General features: G+C 68.3%; 26 protein-coding genes. 11 read left to right on the forward strand and 15 right to left on the reverse strand.

Annotated features, from left to right (window positions below):
* From pstB to ACE3QP_RS10755, 4 genes are read left to right on the forward strand one after another with little or no spacing between them, the layout of a single operon-like run.
* The gene (gene pstB, locus ACE3QP_RS10740) at positions 1–795 is read left to right on the forward strand and encodes a phosphate ABC transporter ATP-binding protein PstB (protein ID WP_374435955.1); all 795 of its coding nucleotides are present in this window, start codon (positions 1–3) and stop codon (positions 793–795) included.
* Positions 796–812: 17 nt separating this feature from the next.
* Positions 813–1517 (forward strand): phosphate signaling complex protein PhoU, encoded by a 705-nt coding sequence (phoU, locus tag ACE3QP_RS10745; RefSeq protein WP_374435957.1) that lies wholly within the window; start codon positions 813–815, stop codon positions 1515–1517.
* A 17-nt stretch (positions 1518–1534) separates the two neighbouring features.
* On the forward strand, positions 1535–2230 hold the full coding sequence (gene phoB, locus ACE3QP_RS10750; RefSeq protein WP_374435958.1) for a phosphate regulon transcriptional regulator PhoB: 696 nt from the start codon (positions 1535–1537) through the stop codon (positions 2228–2230).
* A gap of 38 nt (positions 2231–2268) precedes the next feature.
* Positions 2269–3957: a diguanylate cyclase gene (locus ACE3QP_RS10755; RefSeq protein WP_374435960.1), complete on the forward strand. Its 1689-nt coding sequence runs from the start codon at positions 2269–2271 to the stop codon at positions 3955–3957.
* A gap of 65 nt (positions 3958–4022) precedes the next feature.
* Here the strand turns inward: ACE3QP_RS10755 and ACE3QP_RS10760 are convergent, their stop codons facing one another.
* Positions 4023–4934, reverse strand: coding sequence for a class I SAM-dependent methyltransferase (locus ACE3QP_RS10760; RefSeq protein ID WP_374435962.1), 912 nt, complete (start codon positions 4932–4934; stop codon positions 4023–4025).
* 66 nt (positions 4935–5000) lie between these two features.
* Between ACE3QP_RS10760 and ACE3QP_RS10765 the strand changes: the two genes are divergently transcribed.
* Positions 5001–5855, forward strand: coding sequence for a universal stress protein (locus ACE3QP_RS10765; protein WP_374435963.1), 855 nt, complete (start codon positions 5001–5003; stop codon positions 5853–5855).
* On the opposite strand, the gene ACE3QP_RS10770 is transcribed toward ACE3QP_RS10765, so the two are convergent.
* Both ACE3QP_RS10770 and ACE3QP_RS10775 read right to left on the reverse strand, forming a co-directional pair.
* Positions 5845–8997, reverse strand: coding sequence for an efflux RND transporter permease subunit (locus ACE3QP_RS10770; RefSeq protein WP_374435965.1), 3153 nt, complete (start codon positions 8995–8997; stop codon positions 5845–5847). The two genes, ACE3QP_RS10765 and ACE3QP_RS10770, sit on opposite strands and share 11 nt — an antisense overlap.
* Before the next feature lie 4 nt (positions 8998–9001).
* A complete protein-coding gene (locus ACE3QP_RS10775) occupies positions 9002–10192 on the reverse strand; it encodes an efflux RND transporter periplasmic adaptor subunit (protein WP_374435967.1) in 1191 nt (396 codons plus the stop codon).
* A 105-nt stretch (positions 10193–10297) separates the two neighbouring features.
* Between ACE3QP_RS10775 and ACE3QP_RS10780 the strand changes: the two genes are divergently transcribed.
* Positions 10298–11683: an ATP-binding protein gene (locus ACE3QP_RS10780; RefSeq protein WP_374435969.1), complete on the forward strand. Its 1386-nt coding sequence runs from the start codon at positions 10298–10300 to the stop codon at positions 11681–11683.
* Positions 11676–12398 (forward strand): response regulator, encoded by a 723-nt coding sequence (locus ACE3QP_RS10785; protein ID WP_374435971.1) that lies wholly within the window; start codon positions 11676–11678, stop codon positions 12396–12398. The genes ACE3QP_RS10780 and ACE3QP_RS10785 overlap by 8 nt, the downstream gene beginning before the upstream one ends.
* A gap of 4 nt (positions 12399–12402) precedes the next feature.
* Here the strand turns inward: ACE3QP_RS10785 and ACE3QP_RS10790 are convergent, their stop codons facing one another.
* The 4 genes from ACE3QP_RS10790 to hemN all read right to left on the reverse strand — a co-directional run bounded on the left by ACE3QP_RS10790 (position 12403) and on the right by hemN (position 17234).
* Positions 12403–13587, reverse strand: a complete 1185-nt coding sequence (locus ACE3QP_RS10790) for an esterase/lipase family protein (protein WP_374435973.1) — start codon at positions 13585–13587, stop codon at positions 12403–12405.
* A gap of 225 nt (positions 13588–13812) precedes the next feature.
* The gene (icd, locus tag ACE3QP_RS10795; protein ID WP_374435975.1) at positions 13813–15066 is read right to left on the reverse strand and encodes an NADP-dependent isocitrate dehydrogenase; all 1254 of its coding nucleotides are present in this window, start codon (positions 15064–15066) and stop codon (positions 13813–13815) included.
* Positions 15067–15128: 62 nt separating this feature from the next.
* Positions 15129–15773 (reverse strand): sulfite exporter TauE/SafE family protein, encoded by a 645-nt coding sequence (locus ACE3QP_RS10800; RefSeq protein ID WP_374435977.1) that lies wholly within the window; start codon positions 15771–15773, stop codon positions 15129–15131.
* Between the two features lie 24 nt (positions 15774–15797).
* The gene (gene hemN, locus ACE3QP_RS10805; protein ID WP_374435978.1) at positions 15798–17234 is read right to left on the reverse strand and encodes an oxygen-independent coproporphyrinogen III oxidase; all 1437 of its coding nucleotides are present in this window, start codon (positions 17232–17234) and stop codon (positions 15798–15800) included.
* A 94-nt stretch (positions 17235–17328) separates the two neighbouring features.
* Here hemN and fnr point away from each other — a divergent pair, with 94 nt between their 5' ends.
* Positions 17329–18063: a fumarate/nitrate reduction transcriptional regulator Fnr gene (gene fnr, locus ACE3QP_RS10810; protein WP_374435980.1), complete on the forward strand. Its 735-nt coding sequence runs from the start codon at positions 17329–17331 to the stop codon at positions 18061–18063.
* A gap of 65 nt (positions 18064–18128) precedes the next feature.
* On the opposite strand, the gene ACE3QP_RS10815 is transcribed toward fnr, so the two are convergent.
* Genes ACE3QP_RS10815 through ACE3QP_RS10850 form a run of 8 tightly spaced genes read right to left on the reverse strand, consistent with a single transcriptional unit; the run spans position 18129 to position 25302 of the window.
* Entirely contained in the window at positions 18129–18362 is a 234-nt protein-coding gene (locus ACE3QP_RS10815) for a hypothetical protein (protein ID WP_374435981.1), read from the reverse strand.
* An 11-nt stretch (positions 18363–18373) separates the two neighbouring features.
* Positions 18374–19789 (reverse strand): cytochrome c oxidase accessory protein CcoG, encoded by a 1416-nt coding sequence (gene ccoG, locus ACE3QP_RS10820; RefSeq protein WP_374435983.1) that lies wholly within the window; start codon positions 19787–19789, stop codon positions 18374–18376.
* Between the two features lie 3 nt (positions 19790–19792).
* The gene (gene ccoP / locus ACE3QP_RS10825) at positions 19793–20698 is read right to left on the reverse strand and encodes a cytochrome-c oxidase, cbb3-type subunit III (protein ID WP_374435984.1); all 906 of its coding nucleotides are present in this window, start codon (positions 20696–20698) and stop codon (positions 19793–19795) included.
* Positions 20691–20855: a cbb3-type cytochrome c oxidase subunit 3 gene (locus ACE3QP_RS10830; RefSeq protein WP_198112315.1), complete on the reverse strand. Its 165-nt coding sequence runs from the start codon at positions 20853–20855 to the stop codon at positions 20691–20693. Before ACE3QP_RS10830 ends, ccoP begins: the two co-directional genes overlap by 8 nt.
* Positions 20852–21475, reverse strand: coding sequence for a cytochrome-c oxidase, cbb3-type subunit II (ccoO, locus tag ACE3QP_RS10835; protein ID WP_198112314.1), 624 nt, complete (start codon positions 21473–21475; stop codon positions 20852–20854). Before ccoO ends, ACE3QP_RS10830 begins: the two co-directional genes overlap by 4 nt.
* A 10-nt stretch (positions 21476–21485) precedes the next feature.
* Positions 21486–22922, reverse strand: coding sequence for a cytochrome-c oxidase, cbb3-type subunit I (gene ccoN / locus ACE3QP_RS10840; protein ID WP_374435987.1), 1437 nt, complete (start codon positions 22920–22922; stop codon positions 21486–21488).
* A 40-nt stretch (positions 22923–22962) separates the two neighbouring features.
* Entirely contained in the window at positions 22963–23148 is a 186-nt protein-coding gene (gene ccoS, locus ACE3QP_RS10845; protein ID WP_198112312.1) for a cbb3-type cytochrome oxidase assembly protein CcoS, read from the reverse strand.
* 3 nt (positions 23149–23151) lie between these two features.
* Positions 23152–25302, reverse strand: coding sequence for a heavy metal translocating P-type ATPase (locus ACE3QP_RS10850; protein WP_374435989.1), 2151 nt, complete (start codon positions 25300–25302; stop codon positions 23152–23154).
* A 34-nt stretch (positions 25303–25336) separates the two neighbouring features.
* Between ACE3QP_RS10850 and ACE3QP_RS10855 the strand changes: the two genes are divergently transcribed.
* The 3 genes from ACE3QP_RS10855 to ACE3QP_RS10865 all read left to right on the forward strand — a co-directional run bounded on the left by ACE3QP_RS10855 (position 25337) and on the right by ACE3QP_RS10865 (position 26678).
* Complete coding sequence (locus tag ACE3QP_RS10855; protein WP_374435990.1) at positions 25337–25780, forward strand: DUF192 domain-containing protein; 444 nt, start codon at positions 25337–25339, stop codon at positions 25778–25780.
* Positions 25781–25805: 25 nt separating this feature from the next.
* A complete protein-coding gene (locus tag ACE3QP_RS10860) occupies positions 25806–26141 on the forward strand; it encodes a hypothetical protein (RefSeq protein WP_374435992.1) in 336 nt (111 codons plus the stop codon).
* Between the two features lie 234 nt (positions 26142–26375).
* Positions 26376–26678: a hypothetical protein gene (locus ACE3QP_RS10865; RefSeq protein WP_374435994.1), complete on the forward strand. Its 303-nt coding sequence runs from the start codon at positions 26376–26378 to the stop codon at positions 26676–26678.
* The last annotated feature ends 128 nt before the right edge of the window (positions 26679–26806 follow it).

Consider the following 26806-nt stretch of genomic DNA (forward strand, 5'->3'; position numbering starts at 1 on the left):
ATGCCCTCCACCATCACCCTGCCGCAGAACCCGCCGCCGCTGAAGGCCGAGGCCAAGGACCTGGACTTCTACTACGGCGACTTCAAGGCGCTCAAGGGCATCAACATGCCCGTGTACGAGAACAAGGTCACCGCGCTGATCGGCCCCTCGGGCTGCGGCAAGTCGACCTTCCTGCGCTGCTTCAACCGCATGCACGATCTCTACCCGGGCCACCGCTACGACGGCAGCATCCATCTGCACCCCGACGAGGTGGATGTGCTGCACAAGAGCGTGGACCCGATCGAGGTGCGCATGCGCATCTCGATGGTGTTCCAGAAGCCCAACCCCTTCCCGAAGAGCATCTTCGAGAACGTGGCCTACGGCCTGAAGGTGCGCGGCGAAAAGAACCGCACCGTGCTGGAAGACAAGGTCGAGGCCGCGCTCAAGGGCGGCGCGCTGTGGAACGAGGTCAAGGACCGGCTGGACGACCTGGCGGTCAACCTCTCGGGCGGCCAGCAGCAGCGCCTGTGCATCGCCCGCGCCCTGGCCACTGACCCCGAAATCATCTTGTTCGACGAGCCCACCTCGGCGCTGGACCCGATCGCCACCGGCTCGATCGAAGAGCTGGTGGGCGAGATCAAGCACCAGGTCACGGTGCTGATCGTGACCCACAACATGCAGCAGGCGGCGCGCGTCTCCGACTACACCGCCTACATGTACCTGGGTGAGCTGATGGAGTTCGGCGAAACCAACGACATCTTCATGAAGCCCAAGCGCAAAGAGACCGAGGACTACATCACCGGACGTTTCGGTTGATTCAGGGAGCCATTTCAATGAACGACAAGCACCTCTCCACCCAGTTCGACGCCGAACTCAGTGCCATTTCCACCCGCGTGCTGGAAATGGGCGGCCTGGTCGAGCAGCAGGTGGCCCAGGCTGTCGATGCCCTGGCCAATCTGAGCGAGGAGCGCTCTGGCGAAGTCATCAAGGCCGAGCAGCGCGTCAACCAGTTCGAGCTGGAGATCGATCGCGACCTCAGCTCCATCATTGCGCGCCGCCAGCCCACCGCGCGCGACCTGCGCCTGCTGATCGGCGTCTCCAAGACCATCGGCAACCTGGAGCGGGTGGGGGACGAAGCCGCGCGCATCGCCCGCACGGTGCAACGCCTGATCGCCACCGGCATGCACGGGCGCCTGTTCCCGACCACGCAGATGACGCTGGAAGCCAAGCTGGCCACCACCTCGCTGCGCCGCGCACTCGATGCCTTCGCCCGCCTGGACGTCAACCTGGCGATGGAAGTCATCAAGCAGGACAACGAGATCGACGCCGAGTTCGACGGCCTGCTGCGCAAGCTCATCACCTACATGATGGAAGACCCGCGCACCATCACCGCCTCAATCGACCTGGTCTTCGTGGCCAAGGCCCTGGAGCGTGTGGGCGACCACGCCAAGAACCTGGCCGAACAGGTGATCTACATCGCCAAGGGCACCGACGTGCGCCACACCCCGCCCGAGGGCCTGGCCTCGGCGGTGTCCTGAGCAGGGCCTTCGCAAGCATGGGACGCATCCTGGTTGTTGAAGACGAGCCGGCCATTGCCGAGCTCATCGCCCTGCACCTGCGCCACGAGGGCCACGAGGTGCGGGTAGCCGAATCCTCTGCCGCGGCCCAGCAGGCCCTGCTGGAGCAGCTGCCCGATCTGGTGGTGCTGGACTGGATGCTGCCGGGCGAGCCCGGCGTGGTGCTGCCGCGGCGCTGGCGTGCCGAGGCGCGCACCAAGCATCTGCCCATCATCATGCTCACCGCACGCGCCCAGGAAAGCGACAAGATCCAAGGCCTGGATGCCGGCGCGGACGACTACCTCAGCAAGCCCTTTTCCCCGGCCGAGCTGATGGCGCGCATCCGCGCCCTGCTGCGCCGCAAGGTGCCCGAGGCGCTCGAGGCGCCGGTCGAGATCGGCCCGCTGAAGCTGGACCCGAGCGCGCGGCGCGTCTTCAGCGGCAGCGCCGAGGTGCAGCTCGGCCCCACCGAGTTCCGCCTGCTGCGCTACCTGATGACGCACCCCGAGCGCGTGCACAGCCGCGCGCAGTTGCTCGACAAGGTCTGGGGCGACCATGTCTTCATCGAGGAACGCACGGTGGACGTGCACATCAAGCGCCTGCGCGATGCCCTGCAGCCGGCCGGCTGCGCCCAACTGATTGAAACGGTCCGAGGCGCCGGTTACCGCTTGACACGACAAGTGGCCAACGCCTGACTTTCGCCTTCCGGCACGCTGGCTCTAAGCTGCCGGTCATGCTGCATCCCAAGCTCACGCTGCGCACCCAGGTTGCGCTTCTGTTTGGCAGTCTGGTGGGTCTGGTGGCGGGTGGCCTCAGTTGGTGGCTGGCCGAAGGCCTGGCCGAGCAGGCGCTGCACGACCAGGGCACGACCCTCCAAACCCTGGCCACCAGCACGGCTGTGATGTTTTCGGAGGGTCTGCACGAGCGACAACGCGAGGTCGAGCTGCTGGCCGAAGATCCCCCGCAGGGCGCCGGGCTGAGCCCGCAGCACTGGCAGCCAGTGCTGGATCGCCTGCAGCGCAGCCGCACGCACTACTCCTGGATCGGCTTGGCCAGCCCCAAGGGGGAGGTCTTGGCCGCAAGCGGCGGGTTGCTGGTTGGGCAGAACGTTGCCAGTCGACCTTGGTTCCAGGCCGCACTCAGCCAGCCGTACACGGGGGATGTGCACGCGGCCAAGCTGTTGACGACGCTGTTGCCGCCGTCGGCCACGGGCGAGCCGCTTCGCTTTCTGGATTTCGCTGCGCCCCTGCGAGACGCCGCGGGGGGCACGATCGCGGTGCTGGGCGTCCACGCAAGCTGGGACTGGGCAAGCGAAGTCGTCAACAGCCTGCGCAGCGATGCCCTCTATCAGCAAGGCGTGCGGGTCTTTGTGCTGGACCGCGCCGGCCAGGTGATCCATCGCCCGCGTGATGCCGCTGCGGACGAGGCGCCGCCGCATCCGCTGCCCCGCGGCTTGGCGCAGATCTGGCAGTGGTCAGATGGCAAGCGCTACCTCAGCGCCGCCACCCCGGTGCCGGCGCGAGAAATCACCGGCGACCTGGGCTGGACCGTGGTGACGCGACAGCCCCTGGCACGCGCCGCGCAGGGCGCCGAACAGGCCCGCCGGCAAGCCCTGCTGGCAGGGGCGCTAGCCGCACTGCTCGGCCTCTTGCTGGCCGGCTGGCTGGCCGGGCGCTTCAGCCGGCCGCTGCAGCGCATGGCCGAAGCGGCTCGCCGCGTGGAAGCCGGCCAGCAGGGGGAGCAAATCCCCGAGGAGCTTCACTCGCTGGAGGTGGCGCAGCTCAGCAGCGCCCTGCGCGGCATGCAGAAGGCCTTGCAAGGGCGCGAGGCCGAGCTCGAACAGCGCGTGAAGCTGCGCACCACCGAACTGGAGCAGGCCCACGCCGAGCTCAGCCAGGCCAATGCCGTGCTCAGCGCCATGGCCCTGAACGACGCGCTCACCGGCCTGCCCAACCGCCGTGCGGCGGACGCCCGCCTGGAAATGGAGTTTCAGCGCCACCGCCGCAATGGCCAGGCCCTGGCGCTCGGGCTGATCGACATCGACCGCTTCAAATCCGTCAATGACCGCTATGGCCACGCGGGGGGCGACGAGGTCCTGCAACGTGTGGCCCGGGTGCTGGCGGCGGCCGTGCGACGCACCGATTTCCTGGCCCGCTTCGGTGGCGAGGAGTTCCTGGTGCTGATGCCCGAGACCCCGCAGGAGGGTGCCCTGCAACTGGCCGAGCGGCTGCGCCAGGCCGTGGAAGACAGCGACGGTCCGCCCGTGAAGGTGACGCTGAGCCTGGGCCTGTGCTGCAGTGCGGAGGCGCATGCGAGCGTGGCCTCCGCCCTGCAGGCGGCCGACGAAGCGCTGTACGCCGCCAAGCAAGGCGGGCGCAACCGTGTGGCGCAGGCGCCGGCGCCGGCGGCAGCGGCCGGCTGACTCAGCGGCAGTGATTTCAGCTCGGCGTCGCGCCGATCCTCCGCGCAACCGGCCGCGAAGCTGGTTCAGAGCTTCTGCGCCAGGAAGGTGTAGGACGAGACGTTGAAGCCGCCCGCGGTGTCGCGGAACACATCCAGCAGCGCGCAGCCGCTGGCGCGCACCAGTGCCAGCGCAGCCGGCATGGGCAGCGCGTGGATCTCGAAGTCGGTGGTGGCGTGCTTCTGCAGGTGCTGCGCCGCCAGGTAGCCGTAACCCGGGCCGCCCGTGACCAGCTGGAACACCGCGATGCCCCCCGGGCGCAGGCGCGCCAGCAACTCGCGCAGCAGATAGTGCTGGATGGGCGGCGGGTTGTGCTGCAGCACCATGCGCGAGAACAGCAGGTCATAGGGCGCCAACTGCTGGATGTCGGGCGGGGCCTGCAGGCGCGTCAGGCGCACATTGGTGAGGCCGCGCTGCGCCAGCGCGCGCTCGCATTCGGCCAGATTGCCGGGGGAAACATCCAGGCCCTCGACCTCGCCGAACTGCGGCGCCAAGTGCACCGTCACCCGACCCACGCCGCAGCCCAGCTCCACGCAGCGCGCCTTGCAGGGCAGGCCCAGGCCGACCTGCGAGAGCAGGCGCCGCAGCAGCACCAGCTCGCCGCGGCCGGTCTCATAGAAGGCCGCCAGGCGCTCGGCATTCAGCTGCTCCGGGCGCCAGTCCTCGTGCGAGAGCACGGAAAAGTGCGGCATCTGCTCGCCCACATGGGCCCATTGCCGCGCCACGATTTCAAAGAGGCGTGCGCGCATGGCCTCGTCCACCTCCACCTCGACCTGGCTGGGCTTGAAGGCCGCCGCCAGGCCGTCCAGCTGGTCCACCAGCACCTGCTCCATGCGGGCATCGAGCTGCTCGCGCAGGTGCCGGGAGCGCGCCAGCAGGGCGTCGCAGAAGGCCGTGTCATCGGCCAGGGCTTGCAGGCTGGCGGGGCTCAGGCTCATGGTGTGCATCCAGGTTCGCGGCCGCGCAGTCTAGGATCCGCCCACCCACCCCACCGGGAGCACAGCATGGACAACATCCGCCAGATCGTGGTTCATTTCGGTGATGCCAGCCCGGCCAGCCAGCATGCGCTGGCCGTGGCCGCCGCGCTGGCCCGCCAGCATGGCGCACGGCTCAGCCTGCGCTCGGTGGTGGAGTCAGTGGCGTCCGGGGCCTATCTGAGCCCCGAGGCCGCGGCCCTGGCCACCCAGCTCGTCACCGAGCAGATGCAGACGCTCAAGACCCAGGCCCAGGCCCAGCTGGAGGCCCTGGGCAGCGGGATCGAGGCCGAGCTGGTGCACCGGGCCGATGAGGCGGTGGACCACCTGATCGAAGCCAGCCGCGCCACCGACCTGCTGGTGCTCAGCCAGCCCGAACCCGGCCGCGGCCTGAGCCTGGAGGCAATGGCTCGCATCCTGGTGCAGGCCAGCTGCCCGGTGCTGCTGGTGCCCTTCATCGGCGCGGCGCCCACGCTGGGTCAGACGGTGCTGCTGGCCTGGTCGGGCACGCGCGAAAGTGCGCGCGCCATGAACGACGCCCTGCCCTGGCTGCGTGCCGCACGCCAGGTGGAGCTGCTGGCGCTGGATGCCGAGGAGCCGCTGGCCTGGAGCGCGGTGCAGGCCCATCTGCGCCGCCACGGCGTGCCGCTGCAGCCGCGCCTGCTGCCGCTGGCGCGCCAGCCCAGCCTGGGCGAGCGCCTGGCACGCGCCTGGAGCCCGGATGCCTCGGTGGCCGAGGCCCTGCTGTCACGCGCAGCCGACAGCGGTGCCGACCTGATCGTCTGCGGCGCCTACGGCCACCCGCGCGCCTGGGAGCTGGTGCTGGGCGGTGTGACGCGCGAGCTGCTGCAAAGCATGACGGTGCCGGTGCTGTTCAGTCACTGACGGTGGCGGCGGCCGTCGGCGCCGGAGCCACCGCGCGGCTGAAGCGCTGCCGCACCCACAGATAGAACAGCGGCACGAAGAAGATGCCCAGCACCGTGGCGCTGGCCATGCCGCCGAGCACGCCCACGCCGATGGCGCGCTGCGAACCCGAACCCGCGCCGCTGGCCAGGGCCAGGGGCAGCACGCCCATCATGAAGGCCATCGAGGTCATCAGGATGGGGCGCAGACGCTGCCGGCTCGCCTTCAGCGTGGCCTCCAGCAGGCCCATGCCCTGGCTCACCAGGGTCTGGGCAAACTCGACGATCAGGATGGCGTTCTTGGCCGACAGACCCACGGTGGTGAGCAGGCCGACCTGGAAGAACACATCGTTCAGCTGCCCGCCCAGATGGCTGGCGGCCAGCGCGCCGAAGATGCCCAGCGGCACCACCAGCATCACGCTGAAGGGCACCGACCAGCTTTCGTACAGCGCCGCCAAGCACAGGAAGATGAACAGCACCGAGACGGCGTAGAGCAGCGGCGCCTGGTCGCCGCTCAGGCGTTCCTGGTAGCTGCGGCCCGACCACTCGTAGCCGATGCCCGGCGGCAGTTCGCGCAGCACCTCCTCCATCGCCTTCATGGCCGCGCCCGAGCTGACGCCGGGCGGCACGTCGGCCTGGATTTCATAGGCCGAGCTGCCGTTGTAGCGCACCAGCTGGCGTGGCCCGCTGACCCAGCGGCTGCTGGCAAAGGCCGCGAAGGACACCATCTGCCCGCTGCCGTTGCGCACATACCAGTGGCGCAGGGCCTCGGGGTCGGCGCGGTAGGCGGCCTCACCCTGGAGCAGCACGCGTTTGACGCGGCCGCGGTCGATGAAGTCGTTCACATAGGCGCCGCCCAGGGCGATCGACATGGTGTCGTTGATGACCTGGGTGGAGACCCCCAGCACGCCGGCCTTGTGGTCGTCGATGCTGATCTGCAGCTGCGGCGTTTCCGTCAGGCTGTTGGTGCGGGTGCGCGCCAGCTCGGGGCGGGCATTGGCCAGCTCGATCAGCTGCTCACGCGCGGCGATCAGCTGCTCCTGCCCCAGGCCGCCCAGATCCTGCAGGAACAGCTGGATGCCGGCACTGCCGCCCAGGCCGCGCACGGTGGGCGGCATGACGATGAAAACATTGGCATCGCGAATGCGCCGCCCCAGCTCGCGCGTGAAGCGCTCGGCCAGCTGCGCGGCACTCTGTTCGGGCCGCTTGCGCTCTTTCCAGTCCTGAAGGCGGATGAAGCCCTGGCCAGAACCCTGGTCGCCCCCCGCGCCGCGCACCACGTTGTAGAACAGCACTTCCTTCTGGTCGGCCAGATAGGCCTCCAGCTGCTGCATCACGGCTTCCAGGCGTTCGTTCGTGGCGCCGGGCGCCATGCGCACCTGGATCTGCAGGCCGCCCTGGTCCTCGTCGGGCAGGAAGGAGGTCGGCAGGCTCTTGTACATCCAGGCCATGGCGGCGATCACCAGGCCGTAGACCATGAAGCTGCGCAGGCCGCGCGCCGTGAGCCAGCGCACCTGGCGCACATAGCGCTCGGTGAAGGCGTCGAAGCGGCGGTTGAAGCCACCGAAGAACCAGTCCAGCGGCTTGGCCAGCGGGCCGGTGTGGGCGGCATGCTCGCCCTTCTTCACCGGCTGCAGCACGGTGGCGCACAGCGCGGGCGAAAGACTCATGGCCACCAGCACCGAAAGCACCATGGCGCTAACCACGGTGATGCTGAACTGGCGGTAGATGATGCCGGTGGAGCCGCCGAAGAAGGCCATCGGGATGAACACGGCGCTGAGCACCACGGCGATGCCGACCAGCGCCCCGGTGATCTCGCGCATGCTGCGCCGCGTCGCCTCCTTCGGCGAGAGGCCCTCCTCGCGCATCAGGCGCTCGACGTTCTCCACCACCACGATGGCGTCGTCCACCAGCAGGCCGATGGCCAGCACCAAGCCGAACATGGTCAGCGAGTTGATCGAGTAGCCCGCCAGCGACAGCACGCCAAAGGTGCCCAGCAGCACCACCGGCACGGCGATCGCCGGCACCAGGGTGGCGCGCAGGTTCTGCATGAACAGGTACATGATGAAGACCACCAGCAGCATGGCCTCCACCAGGGTCTCGACCACGCCCTCGATCGACACGCGGATGAAGGGCGTGGTGTCGAAGGTGACCGTGGCCTTCATGCCGGGCGGGAAGAAGGGCTCCAGCTCCTTAAGCTTGGCCTTGACGGCATCACCCGTAGCCAGGGCATTGGCGCCGCTCGCCGGGAAGATGGCCATGCCGGCCGCCGTGACGCCGCTTGAGCGCACATTGGTGGTGTAGCTGTCGCGGCCCAGTTCCACGCGGGCCACGTCGCCCAGGCGCAGGGCCGAGCCGTCGGACTGCACGCGCAGCACGATGTCGCGGAACTGCTCGGCCGTGGTGAGCTTGGAGCGCGCGGTGATGATGGCCGTGAGCCGCTGGCCTTCGGGCGCCGGCAGCGCGCCGATCTGCCCGGCCGAGACCTCGGTGTTCTGCTGCAGCAAGGCGGTGCGGATGTCGCCCGGCACCAGGCCGTAGCGCTGCAGCTTGGTCGGGTCCAGCCAGATGCGCATGGCGTAGCCGGAGCCGAAGACGTTGACATCGCCCACGCCCTCGACGCGGCTGATGATGTCCACCAGGGTGCTGTTCAGGTAGTCGCCGAGGTCGCTGGACGTGACCGCGGGGTCGTCGCTGGTCAGCATGGCCACCATCAGGAAGTCGACGCCCGATTTGGTGACGCGCACGCCCTGCGACTGCACCGCCTGCGGCAGCCGGCTGATGACCGAGGCCACCTTGTTCTGCACCTGCACCTGGGCGGTGTCCGGGTTGGTGCCGGCCACGAAGGTCAGGTTGGTGTTGGCATTGCCGGTGGCGCTGCTGGTCGATTCGATCGACAGCAGGCCATCGATGCCCTTCAGGCTCTGCTCGATGACCTGGGTCACCGAATCCTCGATCGCCTGGGCCGAGGCGCCGGGGTAGCTGGTGTTGATGGACACGCGCGTGGGCGCGATGTCCGGGTAGCGCTCCAGCGCCAGTTTGTGGATCGCCCCCAGGCCGAACAGCATGATGACGATGGCGATGACCCAGGCAAAGATGGGTCGGTCGATGAAGAACGAGGCCATGGCGTCAGGCTTTCGGCGCCGAGGCGGCCGAGGCGGCGCCACCTGCGGGCTTGGCGTCGCCCTTCTTCTTCGGCGTTGAACCGGCCGGCACCGGCGTGACCGGCTGGTTCGGGCGGGCGCGCTGCAAGCCCTCGACGATGAGCTTGTCGCCCACCTTCAGGCCCGCCGTCACCAGCCACTGGTTGCCCACGGCACGTTCCAACTTGAGGCGGCGGCGCTCGGCCTTGTTGTCCGCCCCCACCACCAGCGCCGTGGCCTCGCCCGTGGGCGAGCGGCTGACACCCTGCTGCGGCACCAGGATGGCGCCGGCATCGATGCCGGCCAGCAGCTTGGCCGTCACCACCATGCCGGGCAGCAGCTGGCCCTTGGGGTTGGGTACGCTGGCACGCAGGGTCACGGCGCCGGTGCCGCGGTCCACCGCCACGCCGCTGACCTGCAGCTGGCCCGGCAGCGGGTAGACCGTGCCGTCCTCCAGCACGATCTGCAGCTGGTTGCTGCCGCTGCGGCCCTCAAGCTGACGGCGCAGCGCCAGCAGCTCGGCGCTGCTTTGCACGATGTCCACCTGCATCGGGTCAAGCTGCTGCACGGTGGTCAGGGCCTGGGTCTGGTTGGCCGTCACCAGCGCACCAGGGGTGACGGTGGAAAGGTCCACCCGCCCGCTGATAGGGGCCTCGATGCGGGTGCGCGCCAGCTGCACGCGCGCGGCGTCCAAATTGGCACGCGCCACCGCCACCTCGGCCTCGGCCTGACGCAATGCGGCGGCGCTGTCGTCTCCGGCCTGGCGGGTGACGATGCCGGACTGCAGCAGCTCGGCGTCGCGCGCGGCGCGCGCCTTGGCGTTGGCGGCCTGGGCCTCGGCCTTCTGCAGCGCGGCGGCTGCGCGGGCCCGCTCGGCCTCGAAGCTGGCGGCGTCGATCTGGTAGAGCGGCTGGCCGGCCTTGACGAGCGAGCCTTCGGTGAACAGGCGGCGCTGCACGATGCCGCTGACCTGCGGGCGGATCTCCGCCACCTGGCCGGCGCTCAGGCGCCCGGGCAGTTCCAGCTCGAGCGGAGCATCCTGCGCACTCACCGTCACCACGCCCACCTCGGGCGGCTTGGGCGCGGGCTTGTTGGTGGCGTCGGATGACTTCTGGCATCCGGCAATCAGGAGCGCGGCGCTCAGCGCAGCAAGGAGAACGAGCGGCTTGAAGGTCATGGCGGTGCATGCTGCATCAAGAATATGGAGCCAGCTTGAAGAGCCCGCGCCGCGCTGGGGTGCTGCTTGCCGCCGGCGCCCCCACCCGCCACAGTGCGATTCGTCATGAAGCCCAGCCTCAGCACCCAAGTCTTCGCCGTCGTCCTCAGCACCGCCCTGGCGGTGGCCGTGGCCATGGGCGTGTCGGCCCATATGGCGCTGAACCGCGGCTTCCTGGGCTACCTGAACGAGCAGGCCGTGAACCGGCTGGAGCTGGCGCTGGTGAGCGTGACGGCGGGCTACCGCGAGAACGGCGGCAGCTGGGAGTTCCTGCGCGAAAAGCCCGAGCTCTGGGGCCGCCTGCTGCGCCCGCGCCTGCCCGAGGCCCAGGCCCCGGCGGTGAAGAGCAGCCCCGCCGAGCTCACCGGCGCCACGCGCCGCTTCACCCTATTTGACGCCGACCGCCAGCGCATTGCCGGCTTTGCCACCCCGTCTGCCGACGCGCTGGAACGCCCCGTCGTCGTCGACGGCCTGACCGTGGGCTGGCTGGCGCTGACGCCCTTCGAGTCCGTCAGCTCCGGCGCGGAGAAGCGCTTTGCCGATGCGCAAGCGCGCGTGGCCTGGGCGGTGGGCGGTGGCGCCTTGCTGCTGGCCGCCGGCCTGGCCTTCTGGGCCTCGCGCCGGCTGGCGCGGCCGGTGCGCCAGGTGGCCGAGGCCTCGCACCGCCTGGCCGCGGGTGACTACAACGCCCGCGTGCCCGAGCGCCGCTCCGGGGACGAGGTGGCGCAGCTGAGCCGCGACTTCAACCAGCTCGCCCACACCCTGCAGCGCAACGAGGCCATGCGGCGTGAGTTCATGGCCGATGTCTCGCACGAGCTGCGCACGCCACTGGGCATCCTGAACGGCGAGCTCGAAGCCCTGGAGGATGGCGTGCGCCAGCTCGATGGCGCGGCCCTGGCCTCGCTGCGCGGCGAGGTGGCCACCTTGCACAAGCTGGTGGATGACCTGTACGAGCTGTCGCTTGCCGATGTGGGCGCCCTGGCCTACCGGAAGGCCGAGCTGGACCTGCGCCCGCTGCTGCACAGCACCGCCGGTGCCTTCGGCGAGCGCCTGCAAGGCAGTGGCCTGCAGTTGCAGCTGGAACTGCCCGAGCAGCCCCTGCCCGCCTTTGGCGACGAGCGCCGCCTGCGCCAGCTCTTCAACAACCTGTTCGAGAACAGCTGCCGCTACACCGACGCTGGCGGGCGTTTGCGCATCCAGGCCGCTCGCGGCCCGGAGGGCACGGTGATCGACGTGCAGGACAGCGGCCCGGGCGTCACGCCCGAGCAGCTGCCGCGCCTGTTCGAACGCTTCTTCCGCGGCGAGGCCTCGCGCAACCGCCGCACCGGTGGCGCCGGTCTGGGCCTGTCGATCTGCCAGCGCATCGTCGAGGCGCACGAGGGCCGCATCGAGGCCAAGCCCTCGCCCTTGGGCGGCCTGTGGGTGCAGGTGGTGCTGCCGGCCCATGCTTGAGCCCCTGCCCCCAACCCTGCCACTGGACCCCGGCCCGGCGCGCATCCTCGTCGTCGAGGACGAGCCCAAGCTGGCCGCCCTGCTGGTCGACTACCTGCGCGCCGCCGGTCATCAGGTGGACTGCGTGGCCGACGGCCTGGCCGTGCTGCCCACCTGGGAAGCGGGCCGGCACGATCTGGTGCTGCTGGACCTGATGCTGCCCGGCCTGGATGGCCTGGCGGTGTGCCAGGCCCTGCGCGCGCGCTCCGCCGTCCCCATCGTGATGCTGACGGCACGCGCCGACGAGGCCGACCGCCTGCTCGGCCTGGAGCTCGGCGCCGACGACTACATCGCCAAGAACCCCTTCAGCCCGCGCGAGGTGGTGGCCCGCATCAAGGCCGTGCTGCGCCGCACCCGACCCGCCACGGCCCCGGCGCCCGCTTCAGCGCCCCAGCCCCTGCAGATCGATGCGGAGGGCTGGCGCGCCAGCTGGCAGGGGCAGGACCTGGACCTGACGCCCAACGAGTTCCGCCTGCTGCGTTGCCTGGCCGCGCAGCCCGGGCGCGTGTGGCCGCGCCAGCAATTGCTCGATCAGCTGCACGACGACCTGCGCGCCGTGACCGAGCGTGCGGTGGACAGCCATGTGAAGAACCTGCGCCGCAAGCTCGAGCTGGCCGGCGCCGGCAGCGACCGCATCCGCGCCGTCTACGGCGTGGGCTACCGCTACGACGCCTGAGCGCCTACAGCGCTTTCAGCCGGCGCGCGATTGAAAGGTAGAGATCGCGTAGGTACGGGTTCGGGCCGAGATTGCGCACCAGATCGCCACTGCCCACCACATCCCAGTGGTCGGCCTGCAGGTGCTCGACATGGTTCCACCAGCCCTTGCGCGCCGTGCCGTCGTACTCGCGTGTCGGCGCCCCAAAGGGCGCCTTCATGCTGATGGTGTTGACGACGCCATCGTTCTGCAGCCAGCCCGCGCCCAGCGCCCGGTACACGCCCATGCCGGTGGCAAAGGGCGAGAGCGCCACGTTGGTGCTGAAGTCGGGCAGGTGGTTGCCGAACAGCGGCTCGCGGAAGGTGGTGCCGACGCTGTAGGAGAAATAGATGACCTCGGGCGAGGTCTTGACCCACTGGTTCTCGGCCGCCGCACCCTCGGGGCTGAGGCTGTAGAGCGCCACATCCTGGGTGCTCCAGATCGACGAGGCCCAGACCCGGTTGGCATAGCGGCCCTGACTCTCACCCGGCTGGCGCTTGAGCCCCCATTGGTCGAGCTTGAAGTCGAAGGGCAGCGCATCCGCACCGCTCGCCCCCACCGCGCTGGCCACCACCTTGAGCAGCTGCTTGGCAAATTCATTGAAGCTGCTCAGGCGGCCAAAGGTGGTGCCGTTGTGTGCCCCGGCCATCGAGGTGTGGCTGTGAACCCAGTCCTTGCCGCCCATGAAGAGCGGCGAGGTGGCCGCGCCGGTGGCGGCACGCTCCGCGGCCGAACCATTGCGCAGCAGCTCGATCAGCATGTTCGAAGTCGGCCCGCCCTGGCTGTGCGACACCAGGTGCACGCGCTTGGCCGCACTCCAGCCCGGGTACAGGGCCGTATAGCAACGCCCATGGCGCGCATGGCCATGGCGTGCCGCGTGCGCCGCGCCGTAGTCCACACAGCCGCCCTTGATCTGCGCGTAGGCCTCGACGGCGCGGTCCCAGTTCGAGCTGGTCGGCCCCATTGCCACGGTGACCGTCGGGTGGCCCTGGCCCTTGAGGAACTCCTGCAAGTCCAGGGTGCCACCCCAGTGCTTGTAGCCGAAGACCTCGTCGCGGCCCCAGCCGCCAAAACCGTGCACCAGCACGATCGGGTCCTCATTCGCGGCCAGCGCCGCCGGGGCGAACCAGGCCAGGCCTGCCATCGCCATTGCAATCCACCATCGCTGCATCGGAACACCTCGTGAACGTTGAAGGAGGAGATCCGGCCCTGCAGACAGCCAGGAACGGGAGGCCGATGCTGCCCAGCAGCAAGGTGCGCAGGCGTAACCCGGCGTAATCGCTGCGGGGAATGCGACAGGGTTGCCCCGGGGATCCTTCGCGTCCGCGCAATCGAGCGTGCGGCGCAAAGAAAAAGGCCCCGCACAGCGGGGCCCCTGCAATGAAAGCCGAAAGGCTTACATCTGCTCGATCATCACCTGGCCGAAGCCGGAGCAGCTGACCTGGGTCGCGCCCTCCATCAGGCGGGCGAAGTCGTAGGTGACCTTCTTGGTCAGGATGGCCTTGCCCATGGAGCTGATGATGAGGTCCGCAGCCTCGGTCCAGCCCATGTGGCGCAGCATCATCTCGGCCGAGAGGATTTCCGAACCCGGGTTCACGTAGTCCTTGCCGGCGTACTTCGGCGCGGTGCCGTGGGTGGCTTCGAACATGGCGATCGAATCGCTCAAGTTCGCACCCGGGGCGATGCCAATGCCACCAACCTGGGCGGCCAGTGCGTCGGAGATGTAGTCGCCGTTCAGGTTCAGGGTGGCGATCACCGAGTACTCGGCCGGGCGCAGGATGATCTGCTGCAGGAAGGCGTCGGCAATGCTGTCCTTGATGACGATTTCCTTGCCGGTCTTCGGGTTCTTGAACTTGCACCACGGGCCGCCGTCGATCAGCTCGGCCCCGAACTCCTTCTGGGCCAGGGCGTAGGCCCAGTCACGGAAGCCACCTTCGGTGAACTTCATGATGTTGCCCTTGTGCACGATCGTGACGCTGGGCTTGTCGTTGTCGATCGCGTACTGGATCGCCTTGCGCACCAGGCGCTCGGTGCCTTCCTGGCTGACCGGCTTGATGCCGATGCCGCTGCTCTCGGGGAAGCGGATCTTCTTGACGCCGAACTCGGTCTGCAGGAAGGAGATCAGCTTCTTGGCCTTGTCGGAGCGAGCCTCGAACTCGATGCCAGCGTAGATGTCTTCCGAGTTCTCGCGGAAGATCACCATGTCGACCTTGTGCGGCTCCTTCACGGGGCTGGGCACGCCGGTGAAGTACTGCACCGGGCGCAGGCAGACGTAGAGGTCCAGCTCCTGGCGCAGCGCCACGTTCAGCGAGCGGATGCCGCCGCCGACCGGGGTGGTCAGCGGGCCCTTGATCGAGACCACGTAGTCACGCAACACGGTCAGGGTCTCTTCGGGCAGCCACACATCGGGGCCGTAGACCTTGGTCGACTTCTCGCCGGCGTAGATCTCCATCCAATGGATCTTCTTGGCACCGCCATAGGCCTTGGCCACGGCTGCGTCGACCACCTTGATCATCACCGGGGTGATGTCGAAGCCAGTGCCGTCCCCTTCGATGTAGGGAATGATGGGGTTGTTGGGGACGTTCAGCGAGAAGTCGGCGTTGACCGTGATCTTCTGGCCGCCCTCGGGCACCTTAATGTGCTGGTACATGGATGAGGCTCCAGGCGTTGGGGAAGTAACGAACAGGGGATTCTAGGAGGCGTGAACCGCGTTCAGAACGCCTGGCTACACCATTCCACGAAGCGTGCCCATAGGCCATGACCCAGGGCAAACAAAGCGGCGGCCACCAGGGCGGCACCGGCCAGGCGAATGGGCAGCGTGGCCTCGCGCCCGCCGCGCAGGCGCTTGAGCCACAGCGGGGCCCACAGCAGGCCCGGGCCGGAAACGAGCGCGAAGGCAGCCATGGCGGCGGCACCACCGATTGGGTGATCGGCCAGCGCCGCGACCAGCAGCGCCGCCTGCAGCAACCCGCAGGGCCAGGCGGCCCAGAGCGCACCGGCCGTCCAGCCCCAGCGCCGCGGCTGGCTCGCCTGGCGGCCCCAGCGGCCCAGCCAGGCCGGCAATTGCCCGGCCACCAGCAACCACAGGCCCAGCGCCAGCAGACCGACATGGATCAGGGTCCAGAACGGGCGCAAAGCTTGGGTCAGTTGCACCGATTCGCGCAGCCAGCCCACGCTGGCCGCCGCCAACGCACCGGCCGCGGCGTAGCTGAGCAAGCGCAGGGTCTGAAAGCCCAGTTGCTGTCGAGCCGCGGGCGCGAGCGCTGCGCACGGGGCACCGCACATCAGCGCGCAATGGGGAATGGCCGCCAGGCCCATCAGCGCGGTGCTAACGACCAAGGCCGAAGAAACAAGCATGCGCCGATTGTGGCGAGGCCAGGCTCAGATGATCTTGGAGAACTTCTCGCGCGCGCCTTCGAGCTGCAGGAAGCGGTCGAACACCGCGGCGATCGAGCGCACGAAGAACCAGCCCAGCGCCGTGATCTCGACGGCCTGATCGCTGATCGTCACCAGGCCTTGCTCGGCATGGTTCTGCAGCGCCTCCAGCTCGGCCGCGAAGTACTTGCGCGGGTCGATCAGGTGGGCGTCGGCCAGCGCCTGGAAATCCAGCCGGCCCTGGCACATCAGCGCCATGATGGTGGCGCGGCGCACCAGGTCGTCGCGGCTCAGGGTGATGCCGCGCACCACCGGCCATTGGCCCTGCTCCAAGGCGTCGCGGTATTCCTCGATGGTCTTGGCGTTCTGGCAGTAGCTCGCCCCCACGCGCGAGATGGCCGAAACCCCCAGGCCGATCAGGTCGCCGTCGGGCTGCACGGTGTAGCCCTGGAAATTGCGGTGCAGCCGGCCCTGACGCTTGGCCTGGGCCAGGGCGTCGCTGGGCAGGGCGAAGTGGTCCATGCCGATGTGCTCATAGCCCGCCTCCAGGAAGGCGGCGATGGCCTGGGCATGCATTTGCAGGCGCACTTCGGGCAAGGGGATGTCCACGCTGTGGATGCGACGCTGCGCCTTAAAGCGCTGCGGCAGGTGGGCGTAGGCGTAGAGCGCGATGCGCTCGGGGCGCAGCTCGATGACCTGCTCCAGCGTGCGCTGGAAGCTGGTGGTGGTCTGGAGCGGCAGGCCGCAGATCAGATCAAGGTTGATGGACTGGAAGCCCAGCTCGCGCGCCGACTTCATCAGCGCCTCGACCTGACCGTAGGACTGCACGCGGTGCACGGCCTGCTGGACGCGCTCGTCGAAATCCTGGATGCCGAGGCTCAGGCGGTTGAAGCCGAGCTGCTTCAAATGGGCCAGGCGCGCCTCGTTGACGGTGCGCGGATCGACCTCGATCGACGCCTCGATGCCGGGCAGCCACTCGAACGCGGCCTTCAGGCGTTCGGTCATCTGCGTGAGTTCGGTGTCGCTCAGGAAGGTGGGCGAGCCCCCGCCCAGGTGCAGCTGGGTGACACCCTGGCGCGGGCCAAGGGCCTGGGTCCACATGCGGATCTCGGCGTCCAGCAGCTGCAGGTACTCGGCACCGCGCTCATGGTGCTTGGTGATGATCTTGTTGCAGGCGCAGTAGTAGCAGAGCGACTCGCAGAACGGCACATGCACGTACACCGAGAGCGGCGCGCCGCTGCCGGTCAGCCCCCCGACCCCGGCCGAGCGCTGGGCCAAGGCCCGCATATGCTGCTCCGGCCCATGAGCCTCCACGAAACGATCGGCCGTCGGGTAGGAGGTGTAGCGGGGGCCGCTGGATTCCAGCCGGCTGAGCAGACCCGGGGGCAAAAACCCTGCGGAATCGGGCAATACAGCGGCGGTGGTGGTGTGGTCTGGGGACATGGTTGAATACTGCCCACCGCCTGCCGTGCTGTCCTTGACGCCGCTCAAGCCACCGTCAGCCTCAATTCAGCCAGGGATCCCGATAATGCCAACCATGCTGAGCCCGACCCCGATTCGTGTGGAGCCGTTGCGCACCGCCTGTTCGAGCTGCAATCTGCGCGAACTCTGTCTTCCCCTAGGCCTGAGCGAGACCGACATGGCCCGCCTGGACGGGGTCATCAACCAGCGCCGCACGGTGGCCCGGGGCCAGACCCTGTTCCGTGTGGGCGAGGATTTCCATGCGCTCTATGCCGTGCGCACGGGCTTCTTCAAGACCTGCGTGAACGCCGAAGACGGCCGCGTGCAGGTCACCGGCTTTCAGATGGCGGGCGAACTGCTGGGGCTGGACGGCATTGGCAGCCACCGCCACACGGTGGACGCGGAAGCGCTCGAAGACTCGCAGGTCTGCGTGCTCCCCTTCGACGAGCTGGAGCATCTGGCACGTGAGTTCACTGCGCTGCAGCACCAGCTGCACCGCATCATGAGCCGCGAGATCGTGCGCGACCACGGCGTGATGCTGCTGCTGGGCTCGATGCGCGCCGAAGAGCGCCTGGCCGCCTTCCTGCTGAACCTGACGCAGCGCCTGCAGGCGCGCGGTTACTCGGCCAGCGAGCTGGTGCTGCGCATGACACGCGAAGAAATCGGCAGCTACCTCGGTCTGAAGCTGGAGACCGTGAGCCGAACCTTCTCGCGCTTCCAGGACGAAGGCATCCTCGAAGTGAAGCAGCGCCAGATCACCGTGCTGGAGCCTGACGCCTTGCAGCGCTTGGTGTCCTCGGCCGCCTGCTGAGGCACAACACGCCGAAAAACCGAGGGCCGCTCACGCGGCCCTTTTTGTTGCTTGCAATCTCCCGCTCAGGGCTGTTTGCCACCCGTGCTGGCGTGGTTGCGCCCCTCCACCGCCGGGCGCTCGGCAGGCGCCTCGGCACTGGCACGCACCACCGGATCGGGGTCGCTGAGCGCGATGACGGCGGTCGTCGTACCTGCCACCACCGCACTCAGCGGCAGGGCCAGCACCAGCCACACCATGCGGACACGCCACCAGGGCTGGGCCGGACCGGCGATCTTCTCTTTCAGGGCGGCTTGCATGGGCTTCTCTCCTATCGGGGCACCACGAAGGTGGATTTTTCTTCGACGCTGCGGCTGCTGTCAGCCCCTTGTGCCACGCGTTCAATGACAAAGCGCAGGGCATGCGCGCCTGGCGCCGGGGGTGCGGTGTCGGCCGGCAGGTGCACGGTCACCGGCACCCAGCGGGCCTCGATGGGTCCGAGCTCGATCTCCGCGCCACTGCCGAGTTGCAGCTGGGTCAGGGCGGCGTCCACGGGTTCGACGCGAATGCGGTAACGCTGGGGCCGCTCCACCACGTTCATCAACTGCAGCCGGTACACGTTCTCCAGCTGCCCCTGTTCGTTCCAGCGCGCCAGCGCGCCGCGGTCGCGCACCACGTCGAAGCGCATCGGCGGACGCCACCACAGGCTGGCGCCCACGGCCGCGACGATCAACCACAGCACCGCCGAATAGACCCAGACACGCGGCCGCAGCACGCGCAGCCACTCGCTCTTCCGATCCAGATGCTGCTCGATGCCGTTCTCGGTGTCGTAGCGGATCAGGCCGCGCGGGTACTGCAGCTTGTCCATCACCTGGTCGCAGGCATCAATGCAGGCGGCGCAGCCGATGCACTCGTACTGCAGGCCCTTGCGGATGTCGATGCCGACCGGGCAGACCTGCACGCACAGCCCGCAGTCGATGCAGTGCCCCAGGTTCTTGGTTTTGAGGTCGTCCTTGCGCGCACGCGGGCCCCGCGGCTCGCCGCGCTCGACGTCGTAACCAATGATGAGCGTGTCGCGGTCGAACATCGCGCTCTGGAAGCGCGCATAGGGGCACATGTACTTGCAGACCTGCTCGCGCATGAAGCCTGCATTGCCCCAGGTGGCAAAGGCGTAGAAGCCGATCCAGAAGGTCTGCCAAGGCCCCAGCTGGAAGGCGGCGAGCTCCTGCCAGAGCGTTCGGATGGGCGTGAAGTAGCCCACGAAGCTGAAGCCGGTGATCAGCGCGAGCGCGATCCAGAGCAGGTGCTTCAGGCCACGCTTGGCGCATTTCTCGACATTCCAGGGCGACTTGTCGAGTCGCTCACGCTGGCTCTTGTTGCCCTCGCAGCGCGCCTCAACCCACAAGAACATGGAGGTGTAGACGGTCTGCGGGCAGGCGTAACCACACCACAGCCGCCCCGCCACCGCGGTGAACAGGAAGAGCGCGTAGGCGCTCAGCAGCAGCAGGGCCGTCAGGTAGAACAGGTCCTGCGGGTAAAGCACCAGGCCGAACAGGAAGAAGCGGCGCGCCTCCAGGTCGAAAAGCACCGCCTGGCGGGCGTTCCATTCGATCCAGGGCAGGCCGTAGAACACGGCCTGCGTGAGGAACACAAACACCCAGCGCCAGCTCTGGAAACGCCCGCTAATTTCCCGCGGGTGGATCTTCTGGCGCTTGCGGTACAGGCGGACAACCGCTTCTTCACTCACTGCTTAGCGCTTTCCGCCGTTCGACAGGCTCCAGACATAGCCGGCCAGCACATGGATCTGCTCGGGTGCGAGCACGGCCTTCTGCGCCGGCATCTGGTTGTGCTTGCCATTGGCGATCATGGCCATGATGGCCTGCTCACCCCAGCCATGCAGCCAGATCTTGTCGTTCAGACGCGGGGCCCCCAGGGCCGTGTTGCCGTCGCCCTTGCTGCCATGGCAGGCGGCGCAGGCGGCGAACTTCTCCTTGCCGAGCTGGGCGCGCAGATTGTCATGCGCGCTGCCGGAGAGGCTCAGCACGTAGTGCGCCACGTTGCGCTGGTCCTCGCCCGTGCCCACGGCGGCGGCCATCGGCGGCATCTGGCCGATGCGGCCCTCGGTGATGGTCTGCTTGATGGTCTCGAACTCACCACCCCACAGCCAGTCACCATCGGTCAGGTTCGGGAAACCCTTGCTGCCCTTGGCGTCGGAGCCGTGGCAAGTGGCGCAGTTGTTCAGGAACAGGCGCTGGCCAATGCCCATGGCCTCGGCATCGGCGGCCAGAGCCTTGGCGTCCATCGCGGCCAGGCGCTGGTACAGCGGCGCCGTCTTCGCCTTGGCGGCATCCACCTCGGCCTGATGCTGCCCCTCGCTGCTCCACTTCAGCGAGCCCTCGGCCTGGCCCAGGCCGGGGTAGAGATAGAGGTAGATGGCGCTGAACACCACGGTGATGACGAACAGGCCCAGCCACCAGCGCGGCAACGGGTTGTTCATCTCACGCAGGTCCTCGTCCCAGACGTGGCCGGTGGTGCCGTCGTCCGACATGTGCGTGGTCTTGCTGCTGGTGAACAGCAGCCAGATGCAGAAGGCCAGGCCGGCCACCGACACGGCGGCAATGAACCAGTGCCAGCCGCTGCTGAAGAAATCACTCACGGTTCACTCCTTGTTCTTCCTGAAAGGGCAGCGCGGCGGCTTCGGCGTGCTCGGCGCTGCGCTTGCGGCTCCAGCTGTGCCACACCAGGGCCACGAAGCCGATGAAGGACACCACGGTCACCAGGCCGCGCAAGAGGTTGATGTCGTCGGGACTCATGGCGTGGTCCTCCCCAGGCCTTGCAGGTAGGCGATCAGCGCTTCCATCTCGGTCTTGCCCTTGACGGCCTCGGCGGCACCGGCGATGTCGGCGTCCGAGTAGGGCACGCCCAGGGTGCGCAGGGCCTTCATGCGGGGCTCCATGCTGGCCGGGTCGATGGTGGCGCTGGCCAGCCAAGGGTAGGCCGGCATATTGCTTTCCGGCACCAGGTCGCGCGGTTGCGTCAGATGGATGCGATGCCATTCATCGCTGTAGCGGCCACCGACGCGGTGCAGGTCCGGGCCGGTGCGCTTGCTGCCCCATTGGAAGGGGTGGTCGTAGACGAACTCCCCGGCCTTGGAGAAGGCGCCGTAGCGCAGGGTCTCGGCACGCAGCGGGCGAATCATCTGCGAGTGGCAGTTGTAGCAACCCTCGCGGATGTAGATGTCGCGCCCAGCCAGCTGCAGGGCCGTGTAGGGCTTGACGCCCGGCGCGGCTTGCGTGGTGCTGCGCTGGAAGAACAGCGGCACGATCTCGACCAACCCACCGACGGCCACCGCCACCAGGATGAGGACGATCATCAGAAAGTTATTGGTCTCGATGCGCTCGTGACCGCTGACAGGCTTGTTGTGGTCTGCCATGTTGTTCTCCTTAAGCAGCAGCCAGCTTGGGCGACTGCACGGCCACCTCGCGGCCCTTGACGGTCATCCAGACGTTCCAGGCCATGACGAACATGCCGGACAGGTAGAGCAGGCCACCGGCCAGACGGATCAGGTAGAAGGGATAGGTCGCCTTCACCGACTCGACGAAGCTGTAGACCAGGGTGCCGTCCGGGTTGGTGGCACGCCACATCAGGCCCTGCATCACGCCGGCAATCCACATCGCGGCGATGTACAGCACGATGCCGATGGTGGCGATCCAGAAGTGCAGCTCGATGGCGCTCTTGCTGTGCATTTCCTTGCGCCCCCACAGGCGCGGGATCAAGGCGTAGAGCGCGCCCATCGACACCAGGCCCACCCAGCCCAAGGCACCGCTGTGCACGTGGCCCACGGTCCAGTCCGTGTAGTGGCTGAGGGCGTTGACGGTCTTGATGGACATCATCGGGCCCTCGAAGGTGCTCATGCCGTAGAACGACAGGGACACGATCAGGAACTTCAGCACCGGGTCGTCGCGCAACTTATGCCAGGCGCCCGACAGGGTCATGATGCCGTTGATCATGCCGCCCCAGCTCGGCGCCAGCAGCACCAGGCTGAACAGCATGCCCAGGCTCTGCGCCCAGTCCGGCAGCGCGGTGTAGTGCAGGTGGTGGGGGCCCGCCCACATGTAGGTGAAGATCAGCGCCCAGAAGTGGACGATGGACAGGCGGTAGCTGTAGACCGGGCGCTCGGCCTGCTTGGGGATGTAGTAGTACATGATCCCCAGGAAGCCGGCGGTGAGGAAGAAGCCCACCGCGTTGTGGCCGTACCACCACTGCACCATCGCGTCCTGCACACCGGCGTAGGCCGAGTAGCTCTTCCACAGGCTGACCGGCATGGCCGCGCTGTTGACGATGTGCAGCAGCGCCACGGTGATGATGAAGGCGCCGAAGAACCAGTTCGCCACGTAGATGTGGCGCACCTTGCGCGTACCCACCGTGCCGAAGAACACGATGGCGTAGGACACCCACACCACGGCGATCAGCAGGTCGATCGGCCACTCCAGCTCGGCGTATTCCTTGCCGCTGGTGATGCCCGCCGGCAGGGTGATGGCCGCCAGCAGGATGACCAGCTGCCAGCCCCAGAACGTGAACCAGGCCAGCTGGGGCGCGAACAGGCGCACCTGGCAGGTGCGCTGCACCACGTGGTAGGCGGTGGCAAACAGCACCGAGCCGCCGAACGCGAAGATCACCGCGTTGGTGTGCAGCGGGCGCAGGCGCCCGTAGCTCAGCCAGGCAATGCCCTGCGTCATGTCTGGGAAGGCCAGTTGGGCGGCGATGACCACGCCGACCAACATGCCGACGATGCCCCAGAGCACCGCGGCCAAAGCAAAGGCCCTTACAGGGCCGTCAAAGTAGGCAGCGGGTGCTGCCGGGGAATGTGGATGAGCCATTCGGGGTTCTCCTTCTGGCTCACATTCTTTGGTTACAAGGTCATGGGGTGCCTTGATCGCCGTCAACCGGGGTCTGACTATCGACATCCGCGTCTTCTTCGAGGATGCGCTCGCCCTCGCGCTCGATGCTCTCGAACTGCCCCGCCTTCAGCGCCCAGGCAAAGATGCCCAGCACCAGGAAGGCCAGCAGCACCGTGACGGGGATCAAGAGATACAGGATTTCCATCGCTCAACGGGCCAGGCGCAGGGCGTTTCCCACCACCAGCAGCGAACTCAGGGCCATGCCCAGGCCGGCGGCCCAGGGCGGCAGCTGCCCGGTGACGGCCAGCGGCACGGCCAGCAGGTTGTAGGCGGCAGCCCAGGCCAGGTTCTGGCGCATCACCCGCCGCGTGCGGCGCGCCTGCAACAGCAGGTCCGGCAGGGCCGCCAGCTCATTGCGCAGCAGGGTCAGGTCGGCCCCCTGGCGGGCCAGGCCGGCGCCCTCCCCCAGCGCCACCGAGGCATCGGCCTGGGCCAGCACCGGGGCGTCGTTCAGGCCGTCGCCCACCATCAGCACGCAATCACCCGCGGCCTGCAAGGCCTGTACGGCCTGGCGCTTGTCTTCGGGGCTGCAGGCGCCGCGCGCCTGCGCCAGATTGAGCTGGGCGGCCAGGGCCGCCACGCGCTCGGGTCGATCGCCTGACAGCAGGCTGAGCTTGAGCCCCAACGCGCGCAGCCGCTCCAGGCTGCTGCGGGCCGCCGGCCGGGCTTGTTCGTCCACCGCGAAGTCCAGGCGCAGGCTGCCGTCCTCGCGCCCGAAGGACAGGGCGGCCGTGCCATCGGGGGCCCGGCCGAGCCAGCACCAGTGGCCGGCCGGGTCGCGCGCGCGCAGGCCCTGCCCGGGCTGCTCCTGCACCTCGCTCCAGCGCCAGGCCGGGCAGTCCAGCGGCAGGCGCGCCAGGGCCTTGGCCAAGGGGTGGCGCGACCACTGCGCCAGGCCCACGGCAGCAGCCAGATGGTCGGGGTCGGTGCCAGCCGGCGCGCGTACCAGCGGCTCGGTCAGGGTGCCGGTCTTGTCCAGCACCACATGGTTGACGCTGGCCAGACGCTCCAGCGCCGGCAGGCGCTGCAGCCACACGCCCTGGGCCGCCAGGGCCCGCGCACTGGCCACCAAGGCCGCGGGTGCGGCCAGGGCCAGGGCACAAGGGCAGGTCACCACCAGCACCGCGGCCACCACGCCCAGTGCGCGGCTGGGCGCCAGCCACCACCAGGCCAGGCCAGCGCCGGCCGCCAGCAGCAACACCAGGGCCAGAAAGGCCGGCGCCCAGCGGTCAGCCTCGCGGGCCCAGGCGGGCCGCTCCGTCAGGGCCTGCTGCAGCAGCCGGCCCAGCGCCGCCGAGCGGGTCTGCTCGCCCACCGCATGCACCTGCAACTGCAGCGGTGCGCCCAGGTTCAGGCTGCCGGCCACCACCGCCTCGCCGGGCTGGCGCGGCACGGGGCGCGATTCGCCGCTGAGCAGGGCCTCGTCCAGCAGCGCCGGGGCTTCCAGCAGCACGCCGTCGGCCGGCACGGTTTCACCCAGGGCCACCTGGATGCGGTCACCCGGGCGCAGAGCGCTGCGCGCCACGGTCTCCCAGCCTCCGGGCGCCAGACGGCGCACCTCGGTCGGCAGGGCTTCGCCCAGAGCCTCCAGGCTGGCCGCGGCCGCGTGGCGGGCGCGCAATTCCAGCCAGCGCGCGGCCAGCAGGAAGGCCACGAACATGGTGAGCGAATCGAGGTACATCGCATCGCCCAGCGGCCCGCCGGGGTCGGCCAGGGCCAGGGTACTGGCACCGAAGGTCAGCAGGATGCCCAGGGCCACCGGCACGTCCATGCCCAGGCGGCGCTGCTGCAGGCTGCGCCAGGCCCCGCGAAGAAAAGGGCCCGCGGCAAACAGGATCACCGGCAGGCTGAGCACCCAGCTGGCGCCATGCAGGAGCGCGCGCAGATCGGGCGGCACTTCGGCGCCGCTGTCGAAGTAGGTCGGCGCGGCCAGCATCATCACCTGCATCATGCAGAACCAGGCCACGAACACGCGCCACAGCATGGCGCGCGCCTCGCGCCGGCGCAGCGCGGCCGCGGCCTCAGGCTGGGCGGGCACCAGTTCGTAGCCGGCCGCACGGCCGGTGGCCTGCAAGGCGGCCAGGTCCACCCGCGCCGGCTCGAACTCCACCCAGGCCAGTGCGGCGGCATAACCCACGCCGGCGCGCTGCACGCCCGGCAGGGCCTCCAGGCGCGCGCGCAGCAGGTCCGCGCAGGCGGCGCAATGCAGGCCGCTGACCTGCAGGGTCAGGGACTGGGCGGGGCTGGGAGCCGGGGCTTCAGGAGCGATCGAGATAATGGGCGCGGCCACGGCGTGCATCGCGCCATTGTTCCTGTTGCTGCCCTCTCACCTCATGATGCGAATCAAGCCCCTGCTCTTCATCCTGGTGCTGCTGCTCACCGGCGCCCAGGCCCACGCCCAGGCCCAGCGCCTGCCCACCACCACGCTGCGCGCGGGCATGCACCAGATCCAGGCCCAGCTGGCCATCGAGCCCGAGCAGCGCGCCATCGGCCTGATGCACCGCCGGGACATGCCGCAGCACGAGGGCATGTTGTTCGTCTTCGAGTCGCGCGAGACGCAGTGCTTCTGGATGAAGAACACCCTGCTGCCGCTGACCATCGCCTTCCTGGCGGATGACGGCCGCATCGCCTCCCTGGCCGACATGCAGCCGCTCGACGAAACCAGCCATTGCTCAAAGGAGCCGGTGCGCTACGCGCTGGAGATGAACCTGGGCTGGTTTGCCAAGCGGGGGCTCAAGCCCGGCATGAAGCTGCAGGGCAAGCCCTTCGGGAACTAAGAAGCTTAGGAAGAAACCGGGCGGGGTGTACGCGCACCGCTGGCGCGTGCAGTCCCAAGGCCTGGCCGTAGGGAGGGCCACTACCGAAGCACAGCGCCACCCGGTACGCGAACTGCTTTCTCGCTACGCCGCTGTTCTATCGGCCGCCTGGACGCAGCGCGACGAACTCGTGGGCCCGAAGCGCCTGGCCGATGAACAGGCCTTCCTGCCCGCCACCCTGGCCTTGCAGGAAACCCCGCCGCACCCCGCCACGCGGCGCTTCATGCTCGCCATCTGCGCGCTCTTCAGCGTGCAACTGCCGGAAGCTTCTGGTCATCTCGACACCTTACCGGGGTGGCAAGGTGTTGCAGTTCAGACTTGAGGCCGCCACCCCTAAACCGATGGCGCTGAGGGAGCAAAGGGTCGTGCCCCCCCCAACAGGATCCGAAGCCACCGTTAGAGTTCAAACCATATCGGGTCATCGCGGTCCGTGAATTCAACAACATATTCCATTGGGGGGAAAGTGAAAATAATCATCGCGGCACTCGCATCACTGACTGTTCTAGGCACCTGCCAAGCACAATCCACGGTCATTCAGTCGTGCGGAGCGAATTGCATGGATCAGCAAGTCATCGGCAATACATTGCTGGTGATAGCACGCGATCAGTCTGGCGCTCCGTTCAAAACCTTCACCTTTCCGATCGAACCCGGCGCGCGAAAGTCCGTTGAGCGCATGAGGGCCGTGCCGCTGGACGAGATCTTTCTGGGCAATGGCGCGAAGTTGGTCACGAAGACGGAAACGTATAGTGGAAAGTCGGCAATTTATATTGTGACCACTTTTATTACCCATGACGCGCGGGGCAATATTGTCGACATCGAAGTTCAGACAAAGACCATCCCCAAGTCACTAATTCAGTAATTAGTCGGCCTTGAAAAACCCATCTCCGGCCTCGTTCTCATAGGAGCGCAGATGCCGTGAGCGGGCCAATGCCGATGGCGCGGTTTGCAAGAAATCAATCCAATGGCCTTTGATTTCTTGCAAATTCG

Origin of the sequence: Inhella sp., from assembly GCF_041912635.1 — a bacterium.
GTDB lineage: Bacteria > Pseudomonadota > Gammaproteobacteria > Burkholderiales > Burkholderiaceae_C > Inhella.

Excerpts from the sequence above, each read along its gene's own strand:
- pstB (WP_374435955.1), top strand. The coding sequence starts at position 1 with ATGCCCTCCACCATCACCCTGCCGCAGAACCCGCCGCCGCTGAAGGCC.
- phoU (WP_374435957.1), top strand. The coding sequence starts at position 813 with ATGAACGACAAGCACCTCTCCACCCAGTTCGACGCCGAACTCAGTGCC.
- phoB (WP_374435958.1), top strand. The coding sequence starts at position 1,535 with ATGGGACGCATCCTGGTTGTTGAAGACGAGCCGGCCATTGCCGAGCTC.
- ACE3QP_RS10755 (WP_374435960.1), top strand. The coding sequence starts at position 2,269 with ATGCTGCATCCCAAGCTCACGCTGCGCACCCAGGTTGCGCTTCTGTTT.
- ACE3QP_RS10760 (WP_374435962.1), bottom strand. The coding sequence starts at position 4,934 with ATGAGCCTGAGCCCCGCCAGCCTGCAAGCCCTGGCCGATGACACGGCC.
- ACE3QP_RS10765 (WP_374435963.1), top strand. The coding sequence starts at position 5,001 with ATGGACAACATCCGCCAGATCGTGGTTCATTTCGGTGATGCCAGCCCG.
- ACE3QP_RS10770 (WP_374435965.1), bottom strand. The coding sequence starts at position 8,997 with ATGGCCTCGTTCTTCATCGACCGACCCATCTTTGCCTGGGTCATCGCC.
- ACE3QP_RS10775 (WP_374435967.1), bottom strand. The coding sequence starts at position 10,192 with ATGACCTTCAAGCCGCTCGTTCTCCTTGCTGCGCTGAGCGCCGCGCTC.
- ACE3QP_RS10780 (WP_374435969.1), top strand. The coding sequence starts at position 10,298 with ATGAAGCCCAGCCTCAGCACCCAAGTCTTCGCCGTCGTCCTCAGCACC.
- ACE3QP_RS10785 (WP_374435971.1), top strand. The coding sequence starts at position 11,676 with ATGCTTGAGCCCCTGCCCCCAACCCTGCCACTGGACCCCGGCCCGGCG.
- ACE3QP_RS10790 (WP_374435973.1), bottom strand. The coding sequence starts at position 13,587 with ATGCAGCGATGGTGGATTGCAATGGCGATGGCAGGCCTGGCCTGGTTC.
- icd (WP_374435975.1), bottom strand. The coding sequence starts at position 15,066 with ATGTACCAGCACATTAAGGTGCCCGAGGGCGGCCAGAAGATCACGGTC.
- ACE3QP_RS10800 (WP_374435977.1), bottom strand. The coding sequence starts at position 15,773 with ATGCTTGTTTCTTCGGCCTTGGTCGTTAGCACCGCGCTGATGGGCCTG.
- hemN (WP_374435978.1), bottom strand. The coding sequence starts at position 17,234 with ATGTCCCCAGACCACACCACCACCGCCGCTGTATTGCCCGATTCCGCA.
- fnr (WP_374435980.1), top strand. The coding sequence starts at position 17,329 with ATGCTGAGCCCGACCCCGATTCGTGTGGAGCCGTTGCGCACCGCCTGT.
- ACE3QP_RS10815 (WP_374435981.1), bottom strand. The coding sequence starts at position 18,362 with ATGCAAGCCGCCCTGAAAGAGAAGATCGCCGGTCCGGCCCAGCCCTGG.
- ACE3QP_RS10830 (WP_198112315.1), bottom strand. The coding sequence starts at position 20,855 with ATGAGTCCCGACGACATCAACCTCTTGCGCGGCCTGGTGACCGTGGTG.
- ccoO (WP_198112314.1), bottom strand. The coding sequence starts at position 21,475 with ATGGCAGACCACAACAAGCCTGTCAGCGGTCACGAGCGCATCGAGACC.
- ccoN (WP_374435987.1), bottom strand. The coding sequence starts at position 22,922 with ATGGCTCATCCACATTCCCCGGCAGCACCCGCTGCCTACTTTGACGGC.
- ccoS (WP_198112312.1), bottom strand. The coding sequence starts at position 23,148 with ATGGAAATCCTGTATCTCTTGATCCCCGTCACGGTGCTGCTGGCCTTC.
- ACE3QP_RS10850 (WP_374435989.1), bottom strand. The coding sequence starts at position 25,302 with ATGCACGCCGTGGCCGCGCCCATTATCTCGATCGCTCCTGAAGCCCCG.
- ACE3QP_RS10855 (WP_374435990.1), top strand. The coding sequence starts at position 25,337 with ATGATGCGAATCAAGCCCCTGCTCTTCATCCTGGTGCTGCTGCTCACC.
- ACE3QP_RS10865 (WP_374435994.1), top strand. The coding sequence starts at position 26,376 with ATGGATCAGCAAGTCATCGGCAATACATTGCTGGTGATAGCACGCGAT.